The 24223-nt window shown below is 60.9% G+C and carries 11 protein-coding genes; 4 read left to right on the top strand and 7 right to left on the bottom strand.

Translation table 11 applies throughout. The features are described 5' to 3' along the window. The first annotated feature begins 121 nt into the window (after nt 1-121). Entirely contained in the window at nt 122-493 is a 372-nt protein-coding gene (locus QNH97_RS00655) for a DUF6124 family protein (RefSeq protein ID WP_283555142.1), read from the top strand. A gap of 408 nt (nt 494-901) precedes the next feature. Beyond that, nucleotides 902-1105, top strand: a complete 204-nt coding sequence (locus QNH97_RS00650) for a DUF6124 family protein (protein ID WP_350356206.1) — start codon at nt 902-904, stop codon at nt 1103-1105. Nucleotides 1106-1393: 288 nt separating this feature from the next. Here QNH97_RS00650 and QNH97_RS00645 read toward each other — a convergent pair whose 3' ends face one another. The 7 genes from QNH97_RS00645 to QNH97_RS00615 form a co-directional block, all read right to left on the bottom strand. Continuing rightward, entirely contained in the window at nt 1394-2260 is an 867-nt protein-coding gene (locus QNH97_RS00645) for an ABC transporter permease (protein WP_283555141.1), read from the bottom strand. 12 nt (nt 2261-2272) lie between these two features. Next, the gene (locus tag QNH97_RS00640) at nt 2273-3133 is read right to left on the bottom strand and encodes an ABC transporter ATP-binding protein (RefSeq protein WP_283555140.1); all 861 of its coding nucleotides are present in this window, start codon (nt 3131-3133) and stop codon (nt 2273-2275) included. Nucleotides 3134-3138: 5 nt separating this feature from the next. Continuing rightward, on the bottom strand, nt 3139-4164 hold the full coding sequence (locus QNH97_RS00635; RefSeq protein WP_283555139.1) for an ABC transporter substrate-binding protein: 1026 nt from the start codon (nt 4162-4164) through the stop codon (nt 3139-3141). A 35-nt stretch (nt 4165-4199) separates the two neighbouring features. Next, complete coding sequence (locus QNH97_RS00630; RefSeq protein ID WP_283555138.1) at nt 4200-5102, bottom strand: TauD/TfdA dioxygenase family protein; 903 nt, start codon at nt 5100-5102, stop codon at nt 4200-4202. Nucleotides 5103-5476: 374 nt separating this feature from the next. Beyond that, nucleotides 5477-6844 carry an HlyD family type I secretion periplasmic adaptor subunit gene (locus QNH97_RS00625; protein ID WP_283555137.1) on the bottom strand — a complete coding sequence of 456 codons (1368 nt, stop codon included), beginning with the start codon at nt 6842-6844 and terminating at the stop codon, nt 5477-5479. Beyond that, nucleotides 6834-8990 (bottom strand): type I secretion system permease/ATPase, encoded by a 2157-nt coding sequence (locus tag QNH97_RS00620; protein WP_283555136.1) that lies wholly within the window; start codon nt 8988-8990, stop codon nt 6834-6836. The genes QNH97_RS00625 and QNH97_RS00620 overlap by 11 nt, the downstream gene beginning before the upstream one ends. Before the next feature lie 39 nt (nt 8991-9029). Continuing rightward, the gene (locus tag QNH97_RS00615; protein ID WP_283555135.1) at nt 9030-10379 is read right to left on the bottom strand and encodes a TolC family outer membrane protein; all 1350 of its coding nucleotides are present in this window, start codon (nt 10377-10379) and stop codon (nt 9030-9032) included. Between QNH97_RS00615 and QNH97_RS00610 the strand changes: the two genes are divergently transcribed. Both QNH97_RS00610 and QNH97_RS00605 read left to right on the top strand, forming a co-directional pair. Further along, on the top strand, nt 10360-10554 hold the full coding sequence (locus QNH97_RS00610) for a hypothetical protein (protein ID WP_283555134.1): 195 nt from the start codon (nt 10360-10362) through the stop codon (nt 10552-10554). The genes QNH97_RS00615 and QNH97_RS00610 overlap by 20 nt on opposite strands. Nucleotides 10555-10738: 184 nt before the next feature. Then, nucleotides 10739-24163 (top strand): LapA family giant adhesin, encoded by a 13425-nt coding sequence (locus QNH97_RS00605; protein WP_283555133.1) that lies wholly within the window; start codon nt 10739-10741, stop codon nt 24161-24163. The last annotated feature ends 60 nt before the right edge of the window (nt 24164-24223 follow it).

Raw genomic sequence — 24223 nt, 5'->3', positions numbered from 1 at the left:
GTAAGGAAGAGTCTGCCGGGGTTCCGTCTGCCCGGTCTTGCACACCTACGTACAACTGCCACCTCATTTGCGTGCAAGCGAAAGAGTGTCAGTTCCAACACTACAGATGGAGCTACACGACATGTTCAAAGTGACACCAAATCCGCCAGGCGATCCTGGCAACCTCTCTGACAAATCCTCGAAAACCAAAAAACTCGACGAAGCCGCCGAGCGCGCCCTCGACTACTACCTCAACCCCAAACCGGCCGATGAAACCTCGGGCAAAACCCAAACAGCCCAGCTCTTCATGGTCGCCCCGGACATCGACACCGAAACCCTGCTGGCCAATGCCTCCGAAGACCTGCTGTCCATCAGCGCCATCGCCGCCGACCTGGCGGATGACGTTGAAGGCAGTCGCCGCAGTGTCATCCTGGCGATCAGCCGGATGGCCGATGGGGTGCATTTGTTGGTGGAGCGGGCGATGGATCGGCTTGAGGTTCAGGCGCAGGGCTGACGTTCCCGTGGTGGATTGAAGATCGCCTTCGCGAGCAGGCTCGCTCCCACAGTTGAACGGTGTTGACCTCAATACTTCGGTTCGACACAGATCCAGTGTGGGAGCGAGCTTGCTCGCGATGACGCCAGCCCAGACAACCCAAACCCCGTGGCGAGGGAGCTCGCTCCCACAGTTGAACGGTGTTGATCTCAATATCTCGGTTCGACACAGATCCAGTGTGGGAGCGAGCTTGCTCGCGATGACGCCAGCCCAGACAAACCCAAACCCCGTGGCGAGGGAGCTTGCTCCCGCTCGACTGCGCAGCAGTCGCAAAACCAGGCAACGCGGTCCGCCTGAAGAAACGCAGGGGCCTGCTCCGCAGGCCAGCGGGAGCAAGCTCCCTCGCCACAAAAGCTATCCAGCCACCATTTGATTGTTCCCACACTCGCCACAGAGAGCGCCGGCCCGAGCTATTGGGCCCCTACATCCATCAGCGCCATCGCCACCGACTTGGCGGATGATGTTGATGGCAGTCGCCGCAGTGTCATCCTGGCGATCAGCCGGATGGCCGATGGAGTGCATTTGTTGGTGGAACGGGCGATGGATCGGCTTGAGGTTCAGGCATCGGGCTGACGTTCCCGTGGTGGATTGAAGATCGCCATCGCGAGCAAGCTCGCTCCCACAGTTGAACGGTGTTGATCTCAATATTTCGGTTCGACACAGATCCAGTGTGGGAGCGAGCTTGCTCGCGATGACGCCAGCCCAGACAACTCAAACCCCGTGGCGAGGGAGCTTGCTCCCGCTCGACTGCGCAGCAGTCGCAAAACCAGGCAACGCGGTCCGCCTGAAGAAACGCAGGGGCCTGCTCCGCAGGCCAGCGGGAGCAAGCTCCCTCGCCACAGGGTTCATTCGCCCCACCGATTAGCGCTGCATCCCCCAGCGCTTCACCGTCACCCGCTCCAAGCTGTCGAACACCAGGTTCTCCACCAGCAACCCGATCAGAATCACCACCGCCAACCCCGCAAACACCTTATCGGTGTAAAGCTCATTGCGGTTCTGGAAGATGTACCAGCCCAGGCCACCCTTGCCGCTGGTGGCGCCGAACACCAGTTCGGCGGCGATCAGGGTGCGCCAGGCGAAGGCCCAGCCGATTTTCAGCCCGGCGAGGATCGACGGCAGCGCCGCCGGGATCAGGATGAACAGCACAAAACGCAGGCCCTTGAGCCCGTAGTTGCGCCCGGCCATGCGCAGCGTTTCCGACACGCCGAGAAAACCCGCGTACATGTTCAACGCCAGCGCCCACAGCACCGAATGCACCAGCACGAAAATCAGGCTGTTCTGCCCCAGGCCAAACCACAGCAGCGCCAGCGGCAACAGGGCGATGGCCGGCAACGGGTTGAACATCGACGTCAGGGTACTGAGCAGGTCGCGGCCCAGTTGGGTCGACACCGCCAGGGTGGTCAGGCCAAACGCCAGGACGATGCCCAGCAGGTAGCCCTTGACCAGCACCACGAAGGAAATCCACACCTTGCCCAACAGCTCGCCGCTGAGCAAACCGTCGTACAAGGCGCTGGCGGTTTGCAGGAAACCCGGCAGCAGCAGGTCATTGTTCTGGTACCGGGCCACGCCTTCCCACAGCACCGCCAGCAATAACAGGATCAGGCTTTTACGCAACCAACCCTGTTGCCAGAGGCGCTGGCCCAGGGGCAGTTCCCGCTCCAGCGGCACATGGGTAAGCGGTTGCAGGTCGACTTCGTATTCTTCGCGCACGGGCGATAAATGGCTCATGGAACGTTCCCCTCAGTACGCGATACGAATGTCGCTGAAATCCAGCTCGTGCTCGGCTTCAAGCGGCTGGCCTTCATTGAACAGCAACCCATGGATACGCCGCGCCGTGTGCTGGAACGCCACGCCACCGAGGCTTTGCAAGTCGTATTGATGGCTGTGGACTTCCGCCCGCACACGCCCGGGGTGCGGTGACAGCAGCAGGATGCGATTGCCCACCACCAACGCCTCTTCGATGGAGTGAGTGACGAACAACAGCGTGAAGCGCACCTCCTCCCAGAGCAGCAGCAACTCTTCCTGCATCTTGCGTCGGGTCAGCGCATCGAGGGCGGCGAAGGGTTCGTCCATCAACAGGATTTTCGGTTGCATCGCCAATGCCCGGGCAATGGCGACCCGAGCCTTCATGCCGCCGGACAAGGTGTGGGGATACACATCGGCAAACGCCGCCAGCCCGACCTTCTCCAGGTAATGCAACGCCCGCTCCTCGGCCTCGCGACGCTTGAGGGTGTGGGACGCCAGCAGCGCGAACATCACGTTCTGCTTGACGGTTTTCCACGGCGGTAGTTGATCGAACTCCTGGAAGACTACGATCCGGTCCGGCCCAGGCGCGCGGACGGCCTGGCCTTGCAAACGTATCTCGCCTTCGCAAGGTGCAATGAAACCGCCAATAGCCTTGAGCAAGGTGGACTTGCCGCAACCGGACGGGCCGAGCAAGACGAAGCGGTCCGCCGGATCGACCTCGAAACTCACCTGGTGGGTGGCCCGCACCACGCGCTGCGGGGTGCGGTATTCCAGGCTGACGTTATCCACCGACAACAATGCCGTGCCGGTGACCGTGGGATTGCTGGCCGCGTGGCCTTGCAATGGCGCGTTCATGACAATCAGCTCCCCTGCAACGGTTTGGCGTCCTGGAAGAAATAATCCTCCCACGATGCCGGTTTGTTCTTGATCGCACCGACGCGGTAAAGGAACTCGGCCAGCGGGTATGTGTTTTTCGGGTTGACGGTGAATTCGATCTGCGGGTTGTCGATGATTTTCAGCAGGGTCGCCCGATCAATCTTGGCCTTGGTCACGCGCAGGTAGGTATCCGCCGCCGCGCCCTTGTCGTTCTGGGCGAATGTGGCCGCTTCGGTCAGCGCGTCGACGAACGCCTTGTAGGTTTTCGGGTTTTCATCGCGGAATTTTTCGGTAGCGAACAACACCGTGGGCGAGTTCGGCCCGAGCACGTCATAAGAGTTGAGCACCACGTGGACGCCGGGGTTTTGCAGGGCCTGGTCCTGGAACGGCGGGTTGGAAAAATGCCCGGTCAACTCGGTGCCGCCGGCAATCAACGCCGCCGTGGCATCCGGGTGGGGAACGGCCAAGGTGTACTTGTCCAGGCGATTGAAATCCTTATCACCCCACTGCTTCGCGGCGGCGTATTGCAAGATCCGCGATTGCACCGAAACGCCCACCGCCGGCACCGCGATGCGGTCCTGCTCGGTGAAGTCGGCAATGGTCTTGACCTTGGGGTTGTTGCTCAACAGGTAATAGGGAAAGTTGCCCAGGGAGGCCACCGCCTTGACGTTCTGCTTGCCGTGGGTGCGGTCCCAGATGGTCAACAACGGCCCGACACCGGCCCCGGCAATGTCGATGGAGCCCGACAGCAAGGCATCGTTGACCGCCGCGCCGCCGGACAACTGAGTCCAGTCGACCTTGATGTCGATGCCTTCCTGCTTGCCGTATTTTTCGATCAACTGTTGATCACGAACGACGTTCAGCAACAGGTAAACGATGCCGAACTGCTCGGCGATGCGAATCTCGCCTTCGGCGTGGGCGCTGGAAGGCGCAACCAGGCTGCCGGTCAGCAAGCTGAACCCCAGGCCGATGGCGGCGGCCAGCGGTGCGAAAGCAATACGTTTGGACATGGTGAGTCTCCAGCTCTTGCGCCAGGCGCAGCCGATCAGAAAGGGGCGTCGCCCTGGATGGTGGTGCGATACAGCTTGCGGCGCAGATGGCTCGGGCAACCGGCAGCCAGGTGGATCAGCGAGCGGTTGTCCCAGAACACCAAGTCGTGGGGCTGCCATTGGTGGCGATAGATGTTCTGCGGCAGCACGCTGTGGGCATACAGCTCGGCCAGCAGCGCTTGGCTTTCGTCCTCCGGCAGACCAACGATACGGGTGGTAAAACCCTCGCTGACGAACAACGCCTTGCGCCCGGTTTCCGGGTGGGTGCGCACGATCGGATGGACGACTTCGGCGACCTGGGCCAGTTGCTCCGGCGTCAGCGTCGGGCGCCAGTTGCCTTCGAATTTGGTCTCGCTGTAGCGCGCCGTGTAGGAGTGCGCCGCCGAACGGCCTTCCACAGCCTTGCGCAACGCGTCGGGCAAGCCCTCCCAGGCTTTGTGCATGTCGGCAAACAGCGTGTCGCCGCCTTCGCTTGGCAGCTCTTGGGCGTGGAGCATCGAGCCCAGGCTGGGGAGTTCTTTGTAGGAGAGGTCTGAATGCCAGAATTTTCCGGCATCCCCGAGGCCGATGGATTGGCCGTTTTCGATGATGTTGGAAACGATGAGGATTTCCGGATGCCCGGCCAGCAGGAACTGCTTGAGCACATGGATTTGCAGCACGCCAAAACGACGGCTGAAGGCGATGTGTTGTTCGGGGGTGATGCGCTGGTCGCGGAACACTACGACGTGATAGTCCAGGTGCGCGCGATGGATGCGGGCAAAGTCCTGGTCATTGATCGGTTGGGACAGATCCAGCCCAACGATCTCGGCACCGACGGCACCGCTGAACGGGCGAACGTCGAACGTCTGCGGCGCGATGGCTTGGGTACTTGAATCTGGAGAATAAGAGACGGCTGGCATACATCACTCCCACGCACGGCGCGCTCAATGGGCGCGCGTCGATCAAAAACTCACGGGGTTACCGTGTCGGTTTGTGTCGTGCGGCGCGCCGATTGGTCGGCAGGTACGCAGGGAGATGACTTTAAGGGTATAAGAACTTAAATTTAAATACCGTTAATGAATAACGATATGGCTTTTGGCTTGAGATGCAAAAACAAAATTTGAAAAGCGACACCAACCTGTGGCGAGGGAGCTTGCTCCCGCTTGAGTGCGAAGCGCTCATCGCTTTTTTTGGGGCCGCTGCGCGACCCAGCGGGAGCAAGCTCCCTCGCCACAAAAGCTACCCAGCCACCATTTGATTGTTCCCACACTCGCCGTCCCGAGCTATTGGGCCTCTACCGCTCGTGCATCGCCTCGGACCGGGCCTTGATGATGGGCTTGAGCAGGTAGCTGAGCACGGTTTTCTTGCCGGTGATGATGTCCACCGACGCCACCATGCCGGGAATGATCAGCAACGGCTTTTCATCGGTGCCCAAGTGGCTGCGTTCGGTGCGCAGCTTGATGATGTAGTAGGTGGTTTTCTTGTCTTCATCGGTGATGGTGTCGGCGCCGATCTGTTCCAGCTTGGCTTTCAGCCCACCGTAGATGGTGTAGTCGTACGCGGTGAATTTCACCGTGGCGTCCTGGCCGGGGTGCAGGAAGGCGATGTCCTGGGGACGGATTTTCGCTTCCACCAGAATGGTGTCGTCCAACGGCACGATTTCCACCAGGTCGCTGCCGGGCTGGATCACCCCGCCGATGGTGTTCACCAGCAGTTTGTTGACAATGCCGCGCACCGGCGAAGTCACCAAGGTACGGCTCACCCGATCTTCCAGGGCCTTGCCGGTAGCCTGGGCCTTGTTCAGGTCGGTGCGCGCTTCGTTAAGCTGAGTCAGGGCATCACTGCGGAACTTGCCGCGGGTCTCGTCGATCTTGCGCTGCACTTCCTTGATCGCCGATTCGGCGCGAGGAATCGCCAGCGTCGTGGCATCCAGTTGCCCACGGGTTTCCACCTCACCGCGCTTGAGCCGCAGTACTTCCACCGGCGACACCGCGCCCTGGGCCACCAGCGGCTCGGACATGTTGATTTCCTGGCGTTGCAACGCCAGGCCGGAGCGATACTGCGCTTGCTTGGAAATGAATTCGCGCAGTTCCTGCTGGCGCTGGATCAACTGTTCCTGCAACCCGCCGATTTCATCGTGCAGCTGCTGGCGGCGGCTGAGGTACAGCGATTCCTCGCTGGCGGCCTGGCGCGGTACGGCCTTGAGTACATCGGCGGGGAAATTCAGCGGCCGGTCATCGACCTCGGCACTCAGGCGCTCGACGCGTAACAGCATGGCCTGGCGATCGGCCTCGGTTTCTCCCGCATTGGAGACAAACCGCGTGTCGTCCAGGCGAATCAACGGCGCGCCGACCTCGACAATCTGCCCTTCGGTGACGAACAGCTCAGCGACGATCCCGCCTTCCAGGTTCTGGATTTTCTGGATCTTGGACGATGGAATCGCCTTGCCGTCGCCCTTGGTCACTTCGTCGAGCACGGCGAAGTTGGCCCACACCCCCAGAAACACAAAGAAGCCAATGATGCCCCAGATCGTCAGGCGCACCACGCGCGGGGCGTCCTCGATCAGCGCCTTGTTGACCTCGGGCAGCGGTTGTCCATGCAGCGAGGCAGAGCCTTTGAAGTAGCGGCCTACGGAATCCTTGAAACCCGACTTAAGCAACACTGATCTGCCCCTTCTTCAACGCTTCCATCACGGCAGCTTTCGGGCCGTCGGCCAGGATCTGCCCACGGTCGATCACCAACAGGCGATCCACCAGCGAGAGCAAGGATGCCCGGTGTGTCACCAGCAATACCGTCTTGTTCTCCACCACGGCGGCCAGGCGCTGCTTCAAGCGTTCCTCGCCGGTGTTGTCCATGGCGCTGGTGGGTTCGTCCAGCAGCAGGATGGGCGGATTGAGCAACAGCGCGCGGGCCAGGGCGACGTTCTGGCGCTGGCCGCCGGAGAGGTTCTGCCCACGCTCACCGACCTGCAGTTCATAGCCTTGCGGATGCAGGCGCGCGAACTCATGCACCCCCGCCAGCTCTGCGGCCTGGAGCACCAGCTGGTCTTCGACGTAACGGGCGCCGGAGGTCAGGTTGTCCCGCAGGGTGCCGGCGAGCAGCTGGATGTCCTGGGGTACGTAGCCAATGTTGTAGCGCAGTTCGCTGACATCGATTTGGCGGATGTCCACGCCGTCCACCAGCAAAGCGCCGTCGTCGGGTTGGTAAAGACCCACCAGCAACTTGGCCAGGGAGCTCTTGCCTGAGCCACTACGGCCGATGATGCCGATTTTCTCGCCTGGCTTGATCACCAGGTTGATGTTCTTCAGCGCGGCGTTCTGTTGATTCGGGTAGGTGAAATTCAATTGGCGGCATTCAATGGCGCCCTGCAGGACCTTGCGGCTCAGCGGACGCTCTTCGAAATTGCGCTCCTGGGGCAGCTCCATCATCTGGTCGACCGAAACCATGGTCACCCGCGCCTGCTGATAACGGGTCAGAAGGCCCGACAGCGAGGCCAACGGGCTGAGGGCGCGACCGCTGAGCATGTAGCAGGCGATCAGCCCGCCCATGCTCAGGTTGCCGGCGATGATCTGGTAGACACCGAAGACGATCATGATCACCCCAGCCAGTTGCTGGATCAGCAGCGTGATGTTCATCGCCAGGCCGGACAGCATCTTCACCCGCAACTCGAGGCGACTGAGGGTGCCAATGGTCTGTTCCCACTGGTATTGGCGCTCGCTCTCGGCGTTGTTGACCTTCACCGCATCCAGGCCCGCCAGGGTTTCGATCAGGCTGGACTGGCGCTCGGCGCCCAGGGCCATGGTGCGCTCCATGGTCGCTGCCAGAGGCTTTTGCAATACGTAGCCAATCAACAGGGCAAGCGGGAACGCCAGCACGGGAATCCACACCAGGTGCCCGCCGAGGATCGCGATAACCGCGAAGATCAGCAAGGTGAATGGCAGGTCGATCAGGCTGGTGAGGGTCAGCGAGGCGAGGAAGTCCCGCAGGCTTTGGAATTCATGGATGTTCTGGGCAAAGCTGCCCACCCGCGCCGGACGGTACTTCATGGCCATGCCAACGATGCGCTCGAACAGCGTCGCCGAAATGATCAGGTCGGTCTTTTTGCCCGCCAGGTCCAGGCACAAACTGCGCAGCATCTTGAGAATCAGGTCGAACACGTAGGCGCCGGTGATGCCGATGGCCAGCACCCACAGGGTCGATTCAGCCTGGTTCGGCACCACGCGATCGTAGACGTTCATCACGAACAGCGGCGCGGCCATGGCGATGATGTTGATCAGCAGGCTGGCGGCGATGGCATCGACGTACAGCCAGCGGGAGCGCTTGAGGGTGTCGCGAAACCACGAACGCGCCCGGGGAATCAGCGTGCCGTGGTTCACATCGAATTTATGCTGGGGTTGGGCGAAGAAGACTTTGCCGCTGTAGTCGTCGGCCAACAGCTCGCGGCTGATCGTCACTTCACCGCCGTCGCTTTCGCTGAGCAGCAGCCGTGCCTGGTCGTCGCCGACCCAACCCAGTAAGACAGCACTGCGGCCATCCTTGAGCAATAACAGGGCCGGCATGGCAATGGCCGGGATCTGTTCGAGCTTGCGCTGCAGCACCCGACCTTGCAAACCGGCACGGGCCGCCGCACGCGACAATAATTCGACGCTCAGGCGTTGCTTAGGCAGCGGCAGGCCGGTGGTGAGCATCGCGGCGCTGGCCGGTTTCTGATGCAGCATGCAGAGCGCCAGTAAACCGTCCAGCAACGGGTCGTCGTGCAGGGTGCGTGGATCATGGATGAGTTCAACTCGACTGACTTCTGATTCCACGCTTGGCACTCTTTTGCTGATCAAAACTGGATGGATGACTCAATTCATTCCAGGCAACTGAACCTTGGGTTTCACGTCGTTCTGCACAACCGATGCCAACGGTGCGACTACGCCCTGACTTTTGAGCAACTGGCCCATGGTCGCCTTGATCCGGTATTGGGTGAACAGCTGCACGTTCTTGATTTCTGCCAGGCGCCGGGAAGCACTAAACAGTTCGTTTTCGCTGTCGAGCAAGTCGAGCAGGGTCCGCTCGCCGAGGCTGAACTGCTTTTGGTAGGCGGTGCGCACGCTGGTGCTGTGGTCCACGTATTGCTGGGCGACCGGCACCTGGGCGTTGGCGTTGTTCAAGGCGTTCCAGGCCAGGCCCAGCTCTTCATTGAGCTGGCGCAGCGCGTTGTTGCGGATGTCCAGGGCCTGGTTGGACAGGTACGACTTGGACTCCAGGTCCGCTTTGTTACTGCCGCCGGCATACAGGTTGAAACGCATGCGCAGCATGGCTTGCCATTCGTTGTTGTGCCCGTTCTGGCCGTCCAGGTCATTGTCGGCGGTGCGGCCCAGCTCGGCGTCGAAGCGCGGGTAGAAGCTCGACTTGGCGGCTTCGTACTGCTGCTCGGCAGCGGCGATGTCCGACTCGGCCGAACGCAACACCGGGCTGTTTTCCAGCATCTGGGCGCGAGCTTCGGTCAGGTTGGCCGGCAACAGCGCCAGAAAGTCGGCGGGGCGTTCCAGTTGATCCGGCAGTTGTCCGACGGCGCTGAGGTAGTTGGTCTCGGCGTCGGCCAGGTTGGTTTGCTCGGTGATCAGGTTGTTGCGAGCCTGGGCCATGCGCGCTTCGGCCTGGTCCAGATCGGCACCGCTGCCCACGCCACGGGAGGTGCGCAGCTTGATCTGGTCGAAGATGCGCTCGTGGCTCTTGAGGTTTTCCTCGGCCAGGCGCACGAACTCACGGCGGGTCAGCACGGCCAGGTAAACCTGGGCCACCGTCAGCCCAGTGCGCTCGGACGCATCCAACAACGAGTAGGCGCGGGCATTGACGGTGGCTTGTTGACGCCCTACTTCGCTGGACGTCGCAAAACCGTCAAAAACCATTTGCGACAGGCGCAGGCTCGACTCGCTGCGGTTCAGGGTTTCCCAATGATCAGCACTGCCCGAGCGGGTGGTGACGCTGTCGGTACCTTCGCGACCGTACCCGGCTGCAAGGTCCACCCTAGGCAGGTAGCCGCCCTTGGCGGCCTTGAGTTGGTAGTCCGCCGCGAGGCGGCTGTTCACGCCCGCCTGAATTTCAGGATGGACATCCAGCGCCTGTTGCATGGCCTGCGGCAAGGTTTGTGCTTGTACGAAACTGGCAGCAAGGGCGAAGGGTAAGGCCATGAACAAGGGCGAACGCATGGTGGATTTTTTCCTGAAACACTTGTCTTGGATCACAGCGAAACGTGGCGCTGCATCGGATGATGGCAACCGGAATGACCGTATGTCGGAAAGTTCAAAACTGGGGCTGAACACGCACCAAAAGAACAGGTCGCCGCTTAAATATCAATGTGACATTACGGCAGTGATTGTTTAGGATGGCTCGAAGAAGGTCAATAGTTTGGCATAAACAAAGTCAGCGATAATAAACAGCCAAAACATTGACGGACCAATACGTCAAAATAACTTTATCTAGTGAAGCAAGAGCGTCCAGACCGATGCCGCCTACCGGCTGCCGGGTCCATGGAAGTCTACTGAGTGTGGCACCCGGAGAATCTTCAATGAGCAGTGTTGTTGCCGTTGTCAAAAGCATTGTTGGCCAAGTTTTCGTCGTATCCCCCGAGGGCATTCGGCGTGTACTCATTGAAGGTGATCGCCTGTACACGGGCGACCAGTTGGACACCGGACCTGCCGGTGCCGTCACCTTGGAGCTGGCCGACGGCCGCTCCCTGGACCTGGGCCGCGACACTCAGTGGAGCGCCAGTGCTCCGGACTCGTCCACCGACCTCGCCCAGGCCACTGCCCAGGCCGCGCCGTCGGTAGAAGAGCTGCAACAAGCCATTGCTGCGGGCGCTGACCCGACGACAGCCCTGGAAGCCACCGCCGCCGGCGCTACAGCTGCGGGTACAGGTGGTGCCGCCGGTGGTGGGCACAGCTTTGTGGTGCTGGATGCCACCGCTGGTAGCGTCGACCCTACTGTCGGTTTCCCGACTGAAGGCTTGAGCACCGCCGCAGCTACCGACGACAACATCACCGCTCTGGACACCAACGGCGATACCACCGCCAACGCGCTGCTCGATTCGACCCTGACCCTGACCGCCACCCCGACCCTGACCGAGGCCGGCGGCGTGCTGGTCTACACCGCGACCGTCACCCAGGCGCCCCTGACCAACCTGACCGTGACCCTGTCCAACGGCTCCGTGATCGTGATTCCTGCCGGACAAACCACCGGCAGCGTCAACGTACCGCTGGCACCGAACGACACCGTCTATAACGACCCAAGCCAGATCAGCGTGACGGTCACCGGCACCACCGGCGGCAGCGGCATTGCCGTAACCCTGCCCACCACGCCAGCCGTAACCCAGATTACCGACACCATCGACACCACCACCGTCACCCTGACGGCAGGCAATACGGTGACCGAAGGCGGGCAGATCACCTACACCGCTACATTGACCAACCCGGCCCAGACTCCAGTGACTGTGACCTTGAGCAATGGCTCGGTCATCACCATCGCAGCCGGCCAGACGACTGGCACCGTCAATGTCGAGACGCCGGCCAATGACGTCTACAACAACGGCAGCACTGTCAGTACCACTATTACCGGCGCGACCGGTGGCAACTTTGAAAATCTGGTGCCAAGCACCACGCCTGCGGTTACTACGATTACCGATTCGATCGACACCACCACGGTGACGTTGACTGCCACGCCGACCGTGAATGAAAACGGCACCATTACCTACACCGCCACATTGACCGATGCCAATGGCAACCCGGTCACTGCGCAAAATGGTCCTGTGACCGTCACGCTCGACAGCGGTAAGACCATCACCATCGCTGCGGGCGCAAGCTCGGGTGTGCTGGATGTAGCCGTCGGCAATGACGTTTATCAAGGGCCTACGACGGTAACTGAGTCGATTGCCTCGGCATCCGGTGGCAACCTCGAAGCCATCGCACCGAATACCGCTCCAGTCAGCACCATTGTCAGTGATGTCAACGACACCACCAGCGTGACCTTGACCGCTACGCCGACCGTGAATGAAAACGGCACGATCACTTACACCGCGACGCTGACCGATGCCAACGGCAATTCGGTTACCGCGCAGAATGGTCCGGTGACCGTGACGTTGGAAAGCGGCAAGACCATCACCATCGCAGCGGGCGCGAGCTCGGGTGTGCTGGACGTCGCCGTTGGCAATGACGTCTATCAAGGTCCTACGACCATCAGCGAAAGCATCAGTACCGCCACCGGCGGTAACCTGGAAGCCATTGCTCCGAACACGGCTCCGGTCAGCACCATCGTCAGCGATGTCAACGACACCACCAGCGTGACGCTGACCGCCACACCGACCGTGAATGAAAACGGCACCATCACCTACACCGCCACATTGACCGATGCCAATGGCAACCCGGTCACTGCGCAAAATGGTCCGGTGACCGTCACACTCGATAGCGGCAAAACCATCACCATCGCAGCCGGTGCAAGCTCGGGCGTATTGGACGTGGCTGTTGGCAACGACGTTTACCAAGGCCCAACGACGGTTACTGAATCGATTGCTTCGGCATCGGGCGGTAACCTGGAAGCCATCGCACCAAACACCGCTCCAGTCAGCACCGTGGTCAGCGACGTCAACGACACCACCACGGTGACATTGACTGCCACACCGACCGTGAATGAAAACGGCACGATCACTTACACCGCGACCCTGACCGGTGCCGACGGCAATCCGGTTACCGCGCAAAATGGTCCTGTGACCGTCACGCTCGACAGCGGCAAAACCATCACCATCGCAGCCGGTGCAAGCTCGGGCGTATTGGATGTAGCGGTTGGCAATGACGTTTATCAAGGTCCGACCACGGTAACTGAGTCGATTGCCTCGGCCTCCGGCGGCAACCTTGAAGCCATCGCGCCGAACACCGCTCCTGTCAGCACCATTGTCAGTGATGTCAACGACACCACCAGCGTGACGTTGACCGCTACGCCGACCGTAAATGAAAACGGCACCATCACTTACACCGCTACCCTGACCGGTGCCGACGGCAAACCCGTCACTGCGCAAAATGGTCCGGTGACCGTCACACTCGATAGCGGCAAGACCATCACCATCGCAGCGGGCGCGAGCTCGGGCGTATTGGACGTGGCTGTTGGCAACGACGTTTACCAAGGCCCAACGACGGTAACTGAGTCGATCGCCTCGGCATCGGGCGGTAACCTGGAAGCCATTGCTCCGAACACAGCTCCAGTCAGCACCATCGTCAGCGATGTCAACGACACCACCAGTGTGACGTTGACCGCTACGCCGACCGTAAATGAAAACGGCACCATTACTTACACCGCGACCCTGACCGGTGCTGACGGCAAACCCGTCACTGCGCAGAATGGTCCGGTCACCGTCACGCTCGACAGCGGCAAAACCATCACCATCGCAGCCGGTGCAAGCTCGGGCGCGCTGGATGTAGCCGTCGGTAATGACGTTTATCAAGGTCCGACCACGGTAACTGAGTCGATTACCTCGGCCTCCGGCGGCAACCTTGAAGCTATCGCGCCAAACACGGCTCCGGTCAGCACCATTGTCAGCGATGTCAACGACACCACCACAGTGACGCTGACCGCCACGCCAACCGTGAACGAAAACGGCACCATCACCTACACCGCCACGTTGACCGGTGCCGACGGCAAACCCGTCACTGCGCAAAATGGTCCGGTGACCGTCACACTCGACAGTGGCAAGACCATCACCATCGCTGCGGGCGCAAGCTCGGGTGTGCTGGATGTAGCCGTCGGTAATGACGTTTATCAAGGTCCGACCACGGTAACTGAGTCGATTGCCTCGGCATCCGGTGGCAACCTTGAAGCTATCGCGCCGAACACCACTCCGGTCAGCACCATTGTCAGTGATGTCAACGACACCACCAGCGTGACGCTGACCGCTACGCCGACCGTGAACGAAAACGGCACCATTACCTACACCGCCACACTGACCGGGGCCGACGGCAAACCCGTCACTGCGCAGAATGGTCCGGTCACCGTCACGCTCGACAGCGGCAAAACCATCACCATCGCAGCGGGCGCGAGCTCGGGTGTGCTCGATGTCGCTGTTGGTAACGATGTTTACCAAGGTCCGACCACGGTAACTGAGTCGATTGCCTCGGCATCCGGTGGCAACCTTGAAGCTATCGCGCCGAACACCGCTCCGGTCAGCACCATTGTCAGTGATGTCAACGACACCACCAGCGTGACGCTGACCGCTACGCCGACCGTGAACGAAAACGGCACCATCACCTACACCGCCACGCTGAGCGGTGCCGACGGCAAACCCGTCACTGCGCAGAACGGCCCTGTGACGGTCACGCTCGACAGCGGTAAAACGATCACCATCGCTGCCGGCGCAAGCTCGGGCGCGCTGGATGTAGCCGTCGGTAATGACGTTTATCAAGGTCCGACCACGGTAACTGAATCGATTGCCTCAGCCTCCGGCGGTAACCTGGAAGCCATCGCACCGAACACCGCTCCGGTCAGCACCATTGTCAGTGATGTCAACGACACCACCACGGTGACATTGACTGCCACACCAACCGTGAATGAAAACGGCACCATTACTTACACCGCGACCCTGACCGATGCCAACGGCAATCCGGTTACCGCGCAAAATGGTCCGGTCACCGTCACGCTCGACAGCGGCAAAACCATCACCATCGCAGCCGGTGCAAGCTCGGGCGTATTGGACGTGGCTGTTGGCAACGACGTTTACCAAGGCCCAACGACGGTAACTGAGTCGATCGCCTCGGCATCGGGCGGTAACCTGGAAGCCATTGCTCCGAACACCGCTCCAGTCAGCACCATTGTCAGTGATGTCAACGACACCACCACCGTGACGTTGAGCGCTACGCCGACCGTAAATGAAAACGGCACCATTACTTACACCGCGACCCTGACCGATGCCAACGGCAATCCGGTTACCGCGCAAAATGGTCCGGTCACCGTCACGCTCGACAGCGGCAAAACCATCACCATCGCAGCCGGTGCAAGCTCGGGCGTATTGGACGTGGCTGTTGGCAACGACGTTTACCAAGGTCCGACCACCATCAGCGAAAGCATCAGTACTGCCACTGGCGGTAATCTCGAAGCCATCGCGCCGAACACCGCTCCTGTCAGCACTATCGTTAGCGATATCGACGACACCACTACGGTGACGCTGACCGCCACACCAACCGTGAACGAAAACGGCACCATCACTTACACCGCTACCCTGACCGGTGCCGACGGCAAACCCGTCACTGCGCAGAACGGTCCGGTGACCGTAACCTTGGACAGCGGCAAGACCATCACCATCGCTGCCGGCGCAAGCTCGGGCGTATTGGACGTGGCTGTTGGCAACGACGTTTACCAAGGTCCGACCACCATCAGCGAAAGCATCAGTACTGCCACTGGCGGTAATCTCGAAGCCATCGCGCCGAACACCGCTCCTGTCAGCACCATTGTCAGCGACGTCAACGACACCACCACCGTGACGTTGACCGCCACACCGACCGTAAACGAGAACGGTACCATCACTTACACCGCGACCCTGACCGGTGCCGACGGCAAACCCGTCACTGCGCAAAATGGTCCGGTCACCGTCACGCTCGACAGTGGCAAAACCATCACCATCGCAGCCGGTGCAAGCTCGGGCGTATTGGATGTTGCCGTTGGCAACGACGTGTACCAAGGCCCAACGACGGTTACTGAGTCGATCGCCTCGGCATCGGGCGGTAACCTGGAAGCCATTGCTCCGAACACAGCTCCAGTCAGCACCGTGGTCAGCGACGTCAACGACACCACCATGGTGACATTGACTGCCACACCGACCGTGAATGAAAACGGCACGATCACTTACACCGCGACCCTGACCGGTGCCGACGGCAAACCCGTCACTGCGCAGAACGGTCCGGTGACCGTAACCTTGGACAGCGGCAAGACCATCACCATCGCTGCCGGCGCAAGCTCGGGCGCGCTGGATGTAGCCGTCGGTAATGACGTTTATCAAGGTCCGACCACGGTAACTGAGTCGATTGCCTCGGCCTCCGGCGGCAACCTTGAAGCTATCGCGCCAAACACGGCTCCGGTCAGCACCATTGTCAGCGACGTCAACGACACCACCACGGTGACATTGACCGCCACGCCGACCGTGAATGAAAACGGCACCATCACCTACACCGCAACGTTGACCGGTGCCGACGGCAAACCTGTCACCGCGCAGAATGGTCCGGTCACCGTCACACTCGACAGCGGCAAAACCATCACCATCGCAGCCGGTGCAAGCTCGGGCGTATTGGATGTGGCGGTTGGCAATGACGTTTACCAAGGTCCGACCACCATCAGCGAAAGCATCAGTACTGCCACTGGCGGTAATCTCGAAGCCATCGCGCCGAACACCGCTCCTGTCAGCACTATCGTCAGCGATGTCAACGACACCACCACGGTGACCTTGACCGCTACGCCGACCGTGAATGAAAACGGCACCATCACTTACACCGCTACCCTGACCGGTGCCGACGGCAAACCCGTCACTGCGCAAAATGGTCCGGTGACCGTCACACTCGACAGTGGCAAGACCATCACCATCGCTGCGGGCGCAAGCTCGGGTGTGCTGGATGTAGCCGTCGGTAATGACGTTTATCAAGGTCCGACCACGGTAACTGAGTCGATTGCTTCGGCCTCCGGTGGCAACCTCGAAGCCATCGCACCGAATACCGCTCCAGTCAGCACCATTGTCAGTGATGTCAACGACACCACCACCGTGACGTTGACCGCTACGCCGACCGTAAATGAAAACGGCACCATTACTTACACCGCTACCCTGACCGGTGCCGACGGCAAACCCGTCACTGCGCAAAATGGTCCGGTGACCGTCACACTCGACAGTGGCAAGACCATCACCATCGCTGCGGGCGCAAGCTCGGGTGTGCTGGATGTAGCCGTCGGTAATGACGTTTATCAAGGTCCGACCACGGTAACTGAGTCGATTGCTTCGGCCTCCGGCGGCAACCTTGAAGCTATCGCGCCAAACACGGCTCCGGTCAGCACCATTGTCAGCGACGTCAACGACACCACCACCGTAACGTTGACCGCTACGCCGACCGTAAATGAAAACGGCACCATTACTTACACCGCTACCCTGACCGGTGCCGACGGCAAACCCGTCACTGCGCAGAACGGTCCGGTGACCGTAACCTTGGACAGCGGTAAGACCATCACCATCGCTGCGGGCGCAAGCTCGGGCGTGCTTGATGTCGCTGTGGGTAACGATGTTTACCAAGGCCCAACGACGGTGACTGAATCGATTGCTTCGGCATCGGGCGGTAACCTGGAAGCCATCGCGCCAAACACCGCTCCAGTCAGCACTATCGTTAGCGATATCGACGACACCACCACGGTGACCTTGACCGCTACGCCGACCGTGAATGAAAACGGCACCATCACTTACACCGCCACCCTGACCGGTGCCGACGGCAAACCCGTCACTGCGCAGAATGGTCCGGTCACCGTCACGCTCGACAGCGGTAAAACGATCACCATCGCAGCAGGCGCGAGCTCGGGCGTATTGGATGTAGCGGTTGGCAATGACGTTTATCAAGGTCCGACCACGGTAACTGAGTCGATTGCCTCGGCATCCGGCGGCAACCTCGAAGCCATCGCACCGAACACCGCTCCTGTCAGCACCATCGTCAGCGATGTCAACGACACAACCAGCGTGACGCTGACCGCCACACCAACCGTGAACGAAAACGGCACCATTACTTACACCGCGACCCTGACCGGTGCCGACGGCAAACCCGTCACTGCGCAGAATGGTCCGGTCACTGTCACGCTCGACAGCGGCAAAACCATCACCATCGCTGCGGGCGCAAGCTCGGGTGTGCTGGATGTAGCCGTCGGTAATGACGTCTATCAAGGTCCGACGACCATCAGCGAAAGCATCAGCACCGCCACGGGCGGTAACCTGGAAGCCATTGCTCCGAACACGGCTCCGGTCAGCACCATCGTCAGCGATGTCAACGACACCACCAGCGTAACGCTGACCGCTACGCCGACCGTGAACGAAAACGGCACCATCACCTACACCGCCACCCTGACCGGTGCCGACGGCAAACCCGTCACCGCACAAAATGGTCCAGTCACCGTCACTTTGGAAAGCGGCAAGACCATCACTATCGCAGCGGGCGCCAGCTCGGGTGTGCTGGATGTCGCCGTTGGCAATGACGTCTATCAAGGTCCGACGACCATCAGCGAAAGCATCAGTACCGCCACCGGCGGCAACCTGGAAGCCATAGCGCCAAACACCGCTCCAGTCAGCACTATCGTCAGCGATATCAACGACACCACCACGGTGACATTGACCGCCACGCCGACCGTGAACGAAAACGGCACCATCACCTACACCGCCACCCTGACCGGTGCCGACGGCAAACCCGTCACTGCGCAGAATGGTCCGGTGACCGTGACTTTGGACAGCGGCAAAACGATCACCATCGCTGCGGGCGCAAGCTCGGGTGTGCTAGATGTAGCCGTCGGTAATGACGTTTATCAAGGTCCTACTACGGTAACTGAATCGATTGCCTCGGCATCCGGCGGCAACCTCGAAGCCATCGCACCGAACACCGCTCCAGTCAGCACCGTGGTCAGCGACGTCAACGACACCACCACGGTGACCTTGACCGCTACGCCGACCGTGAATGAAAACGGCACCATTACTTACACCGCAACCCTGACCGGTGCCGACGGCAAACCCGTCACTGCGCAGAACGGTCCGGTGACCGTAACCTTGGACAGCGGCAAGACCATCACCATCGCTGCCGGCGCAAGCTCGGGCGTATTGGACGTGGCTGTTGGCAACGACGTTTACCAAGGTCCGACCACCATCAGCGAAAGCATCAGTACTGCCACTGGCGGTAATCTCGAAGCCATCGCGCCGAACACCGCTCCTGTCAGCACCATTGTCAGCGACGTCAACGACACCACCACCGTGACGTTGACCGCCACACCGACCGTAAACGAGAACGGTACCATCACTTACACCGCGACCCTGACCGGTGCCGACGGCAAACCCGTCACTGCGCAGAACGGTCCGGTGACCGTAACCTTGGACAGCGGTAAGACCATCACCATCGCTGCGGGCGCAAGCTCGGGTGTGCTTGATGTCGCTGTGGGTAACGATGTTTACCAAGGCCCAACGACGGTGACTGAATCGATTGCTTCGGCATCGGGCGGTAACCTGGAAGCCATCGCGCCAAACACCGCTCCAGTCAGCACTATCGTTAGCGATATCGACGACACCACCACGGTGACCTTGACCGCTACGCCGACCGTGAATGAAAACGGCACCATCACTTACACCGCTACCCTGACCGGTGCCGACGGCAAACCCGTCACTGCGCAAAATGGTCCGGTGACCGTCACACTCGATAGCGGCAAGACCATCACCATCGCAGCGGGCGCGAGCTCGGGCGTATTGGATGTAGCGGTTGGCAATGACGTTTATCAAGGTCCGACCACGGTAACTGAGTCGATTGCCTCGGCATCCGGCGGCAATCTGGAAGCCATCGCGCCGAACACCGCTCCAGTCAGCACCGTGGTCAGCGACGTCAACGACACCACCACGGTGACCTTGACCGCTACGCCGACCGTAAATGAAAACGGCACCATTACTTACACCGCGACCCTGACCGGTGCCGACGGCAAACCCGTCACTGCGCAGAACGGTCCGGTGACCGTAACCTTGGACAGCGGCAAGACCATCACCATCGCAGCCGGTGCAAGCTCGGGCGTATTGGACGTGGCTGTTGGCAACGACGTTTACCAAGGTCCGACCACCATCAGCGAAAGCATCAGTACTGCCACTGGCGGTAATCTCGAAGCCATCGCGCCGAACACCGCTCCTGTCAGCACCATCGTCAGCGATGTCAACGACACCACCACCGTGACGCTGACCGCTACGCCGACCGTGAATGAAAACGGCACCATCACCTACACCGCCACGCTGACCGGTGCCGACGGCAAACCCGTCACTGCGCAGAATGGTCCGGTCACCGTCACGCTCGACAGCGGAAAAACCATCACCATCGCAGCGGGCGCAAGCTCGGGCGTGCTCGACGTCGCAGTCGGCAACGATGTCTACACCGGTGCACCGTCCATCACCGAAACGATCAAGTCGGCCTCCGGCGGCAACCTCGAAGCCATCGCTGTCGATAAGACCGGCGCCTCGACGGCCGTGGGCGATACCGTCGACAACACCACCGTCAGCATCACCGGCAGCACCTCTGTCACTGAAGGCCAGGCCGCCACGTACACCGTCAGCCTGACAAACCCGGCACAGACCGAGGTGACGATCAAGATCGTCTACAGTGGCACCGCCGCCGACGGCTCGGACTTCACCGGTGTCTACACCGTGAAGATCCCGGCCAACGCCACCAGCGCCAGCTTTAATGTGGCGACGCTGGACGACAAGATCACCGAAGGCACGGAAAACTTCGTGGTCAAGGTCGACTCGGCCACCGGTGGCAACTTCGAGCACCTGGCGGTCAGCGGCACCAACGGCAGCGTCAGCACCTCGATCATCGACAACGATGCGCCGCCGGTACTGGACCTGGACGCCAACAACTCCAGCGGCAAGACCGGGGCCGATTATCAGGTAACCTTCACCGAAGGCACCACCGGCCCGGGCGTGTCCATCGGCGACACCGACCTGAAAATCACCGACCCGGACAGCACGATGCTGACCGGCGCCACCATCGTGCTGACCAACCGTCAGCCCGGCGATGCGCTGAACCTGGGCAATAGCGTCAACGGCATCAGCATCAACGCCAACAGCACCGACGGCAAAGTCACGCTGACGCTCTCGGGCAACGCGACGCTCGCCGACTACATGCAGCAGATCAAGAACATCAGCTTCATCAACAACAGCGAAGATCCGAGCACCGTGCCGCGCGTCATCACCGTGACGGTGACCGACGGCAGCAACTACTCCAACACCGCCACCACCACTGTTAACGTGGTCGGGGTCAACGATGCACCAGTGGCCACTGGCGGTGCGGTGACCGGTACCGAAGACACGTCGCTGGTGCTCGGCTGGTCGACCTTCGGCGTCAGCGACGTGGACAGTTCCGCCGCCAGCCAAGGCGTGAAAATCACCGGACTGCCGGGTGATGGCAAGCTGCAATACCTTGACGGCGCGACCTGGAAGGACGTGGCCAACAACCAGACCTTCACCAAGGCCGACATCGACGCCGGCAAGCTGCGCTTCACCCCGGACGCCAACGAATCCGGCGCCAACGGCAACCCGAGCGGCGTGGGCAACCAGAAGTCTGATTACGCACAGATCCAATTCCAGCCAACCGACGGCCAGGCGCTGGGCAATACCGGTACCGTGAAGATCGACATCACCCCGGTCGCCGACGCACCGAGCCTCAACGTGGCCGGCAACAGCGTGGCCTCTACCGGCCTGATCAAGGAAGTCTGGACCGGCCTGTCGGGCCTGGGCAGCGATGGCAATGGTGCGCCAGCCGGCACGCTCAAATCGGTGATCGACGCTGCCGGCACGCCGAACAGCAGCAGCACCGTGACCAACGTGCAGTCCGACAGCAACGTAAACGCCGGTACAGCGTCGAAAACCTCGGGCCTGATTTTCCTCGAAGCTGGCAAGGTCTATACCTTCAGCGGCACCGGCGACGACAGTCTGCTGGTGACTATCGGCGGCAAAGACGTGGCGGGCATTACCTGGGGCGCGGGCGGCAAGCTGAACGGCTCGTTCACGCCGACCACCAGCGGCTACTACACCCTGGACATCTACCACCACAACCAGACCGGCCCGGGCAGTTATGACGTGAACCTGTCGGTCAACGGCAGCACACCGGTCGACCTGAGCGGGGCCGGCATACCGCTGTACACCGGCGTGTCCGACCTGGCGAATGCCGGCGTGACCGTCTCCGACTTGCATGGCACCAACGGCGAAGGTTACTACGACGGCTACAAGCTCAACGAAGGCGCCGAAGGCACCAGCGTGAACCTGTCGAAGATCACCACCGCCTTGACCGATACCGACGGCTCCGAAAGCCTGAGCGTGAAGGTCGGCGGCATCCCGGAAGGCAGCGTGCTGAGCGACGGCGCCGGCCACACCGCGACCGTGGGCAGCAACGGCGAGACCTCGGTTACTGGCTGGAACCTGGGCAGCCTGACCCTGACACCGCCGACCTACTACAACGGCCAGTTCAACCTGACCGTGACGTCGACCTCCACCGAAGCCCTCGGCGGCTCGGCCACGAGCACGGCGCAGATCCCCGTCACCGTGCACCCGGCAACCTATAACGCCGTCACCGCCACGTCGGGCAGTGACAACGTCACCGGCACCGACGGCAACGACATCGTGGTCGCCGACATTGGCGGGCTGACCGTAGTGCCGGGCGTCAACTACAACATCGCGTTCATGGTCGACAGCTCCGGCAGCATGAGCGACGCGTCCATTGCAGCAGCCAAGAACTCGCTGACCTCGGTGTTCAATACCCTCAAGCAGAGCATGGGTGGCAACTCCGGGACAGTGAACATCTTCCTGGCGGACTTCGACAACCAGGTGAACAAGAGCGTCTCGGTCAACCTCAACGACCCGGGCGCGTTGACCCTGCTCAAAGGCGTGCTGGATTCGATGGTCTCCGGCGGCGGCACCAACTACGAAGACGTGTTCAAGACCACGGCGAACTTCTTCAACAGCAGCGAAGCCCTGAGCAATACCGGCGCGAAAAACCTGACGTATTTCATTACCGACGGCAAGCCGACCTTCTACCAGACTGGCGAACAGGCCAACCCGACGTTGTACGGCAGCGTCAAACTCGACAGCGTATTGAGTGCGGCCGATTACACCGTCGGCAAGCTCTACAGCCAGACGATCGACAGCACGCACAAGTACACCATCTACGAAAACGGCGAGATGTACCTGTCGACCAAAAACGGCAAGAAATGGACCGACAGCTATGTGGGCACGGTGCATGCCGAGGGCAATGGCACCTTTGAACTGTCGAACCTGGGCGGCACCGGCTATGCCGACTACTGGAACTATGTCGATTCGGCGGCCGGCTCGTCCGACAGCTTCACGCTGCTCAAGGGCCTTAGCACGGTTGAGGCCATCGGCCTGAACAGCGACGTGACCCTGACCGATCTCAAGCCATACGACTCGGATGCAAAACCGCAGACCAACATCGACCCGAAAGACCTGGCGAATTCGATCATCGGCCACACCGAAGCGACCCTGCCGGGCTCCGACACGGTCAACGGCGGCGAAGGCAACGACATCCTGTTCGGCGACCTGGTGAGCTTCAACGGCGTCACTGGCGAGGGTTACCAGGCCATCCAGGCGTTCGTGGCCCAGCAGAGCGGCGTGGACGCCAGCAAAGTCACCACCAGCAACGTGCACCAGTACATCACCGAGCACTACACCGCGTTCGACGTGTCGGGTGCACATGATGGCAACGACACGCTGCTCGGCGGCGGTGGCAATGACATTATCTTCGGCCAAGGCGGCAACGACACGCTCAGTGGCGGCAAGGGCAATGACATCCTGCTCGGAGGCACTGGCAACGACACGCTGAACGGCGGTCAGGGTAATGACACCCTGATCGGTGGGCTGGGGGGTGACACCTTTGTCTGGAAGTCCGGTGATACGGGCAACGACGTGATCAAGGACTTCAAGGCCGGCGATGGCGACCGGATCGACCTGCGGGATCTGTTGCAGGGCGAAACCGGCAGCACCATCGACCACTTCCTGAAAATCAGCACGGTCGATGGCGTGTCGTCCTTGCAAGTCAGCACCACCGGCCAGTTCAACGCGGCCAACGGCGCAGCGGCCACACCGGACGTGACGATCAAGCTCGAAGGCAACAACTGGTCGAACGTCAACCTGAACTCGTTGATCGCCGGCAGTGACCCGACCATCAAGGTCGATCACAACAACAGCTGAACCTGACACAAAACCGGTGGCGAGGGTGCTTGCTCCCTCTCCACCGGTTTTGTGTTCATA

The sequence above is a fragment of the Pseudomonas sp. G2-4 genome (assembly GCF_030064125.1).
In the GTDB taxonomy this organism is placed as follows: domain Bacteria; phylum Pseudomonadota; class Gammaproteobacteria; order Pseudomonadales; family Pseudomonadaceae; genus Aquipseudomonas.
Note: the sequence above shows the minus strand (reverse complement) of the source record. Positions and strands in the feature narration are given on the sequence as shown.